The organism is Aeromonas sp. ASNIH8 (assembly GCF_002919855.1).
Lineage (GTDB): Bacteria > Pseudomonadota > Gammaproteobacteria > Enterobacterales > Aeromonadaceae > Aeromonas > Aeromonas caviae.
On sequence record NZ_PQLN01000269.1, the window covers coordinates 1 to 656 of the forward strand.

Below are 656 nucleotides of genomic sequence, written 5' to 3' on the forward strand. Positions count from 1 at the left end.
ACTATTAATAAGGGGGATTCCGCGGGCATGCCGGTCAGTTTCATCTAAGCTTGAAAGCGTTATCACATTCAGGAGATGGACTACCATGAAACAAACCGTGGCGAACTATATTGCGAAAATGCTGGAACAGGCCGGGGTAAAACGGATCTGGGGTGTTACCGGGGATTCCCTCAACGGTCTGAGCGACAGCCTGAACCGAATGGGCACCATCGAATGGATGCCGACCCGCCATGAGGAGGTCGCCGCGTTCGCCGCCGGGGCCGAAGCCCAACTGACCGGAGAGCTGGCGGTCTGTGCGGGCTCGTGCGGGCCTGGCAACCTGCACCTGATCAACGGTCTGTTTGATTGTCACCGTAATCATGTCCCGGTGCTGGCTATCGCCGCGCACATTCCGTCGAGCGAGATCGGCAGCGGCTATTTTCAGGAGACGCATCCGCAGGAGCTGTTCCGTGAATGCAGCCACTACTGTGAACTGGTCTCCTCCCCTGAGCAGATCCCCCAGGTGCTGGCCCTGGCGATGCGCAACGCCATTCTGAAGCGCGGCGTTTCGGTGATTGTGCTGCCAGGCGACGTGGCGCTGCAGGCTGCGCCGGAAAGTGCCAGCACCCACTGGTATCCTGCGCCCCAGCCGGTGGGGACGCCCGCCCACGCGGAGG

The 656-nt window shown here is 61.1% G+C and carries 1 protein-coding gene; it reads left to right on the plus strand.

All coding sequences use genetic code 11. The features are described 5' to 3' along the window. Positions 1–85 precede the first annotated feature (85 nt). The coding region (locus C3418_RS23855) for a thiamine pyrophosphate-binding protein (protein WP_258040186.1) at positions 86–656 on the plus strand (571 nt) is incomplete at its 3' end.